The sequence below is a fragment of the Fischerella muscicola PCC 7414 genome (genome assembly GCF_000317205.1).
Lineage (GTDB): Bacteria > Cyanobacteriota > Cyanobacteriia > Cyanobacteriales > Nostocaceae > Fischerella > Fischerella muscicola.
On record NZ_AJLK01000230.1, the window covers coordinates 1 to 703 of the forward strand.

At 38.3% G+C, this 703-nt stretch carries 1 protein-coding gene; it reads left to right on the forward strand.

Annotation, left to right across the window (positions count from 1 at the left end):
• Positions 1 to 145: 145 nt before the first annotated feature.
• Positions 146 to 703 (forward strand): transposase (locus UYI_RS33925; RefSeq protein WP_016870648.1); only part of this gene is annotated, 558 nt, incomplete at its 3' end.

Consider the following 703-nt stretch of genomic DNA (forward strand, 5'->3'; position numbering starts at 1 on the left):
GGGCTTGCTGAAAAATAAAGAAAAGGTGACAGGATCTAAGTTATTAGACTCTAGAAGTATATTCAGGTGCAAGACAAGGAGGTAAAATAGCTCAAAATACTTGCATCACTGAGGACAAAAGCAAAGTTGGGTATTATTAGGCACTATGTACCGAAAAGAAGAATCAACTCCAATTCCACCGTCAAACTTTGACCTGCCATTTGAGGGAAAGTTATCATCAGATAATCGGTGGGTAATCATGGCTGATTTAATACCCTGGGCAGAATTTGAATCGGAATATTCTTCCAGATTCTCCGCAGAAATGGGAGCGCCAGCAAAATCATGGAGGATGGCATTAGGTGCATTAATAATTAAAGAGAAACTAGGTATAAGCGACAGGGAAACAGTAGAACAAATCAAGGAGAATCCTTATCTACAGTACTTCATAGGGATGTCATCTTATAGTAATGAAACTCGATTTGACGCATCGATGTTAGTACATTTTCGAGAAAGAATTAGCGCGGAGTTAGTCAACAAAGTGAATGAAGAGATGGTGAAAAAGATGTGCTTAGAAACATCATCTCAATCAAGTCAAAAAAAAACAGCAGCACCAGAAGAAGAAAGCAGTGAGCCAAAAAATCGAGGAAAATTAATATTAGATGCGACTTGTGCGCCTGGAGATATCAGTTATCCAACAGATTTAGAGCTTTTAAATCAAGCCAAA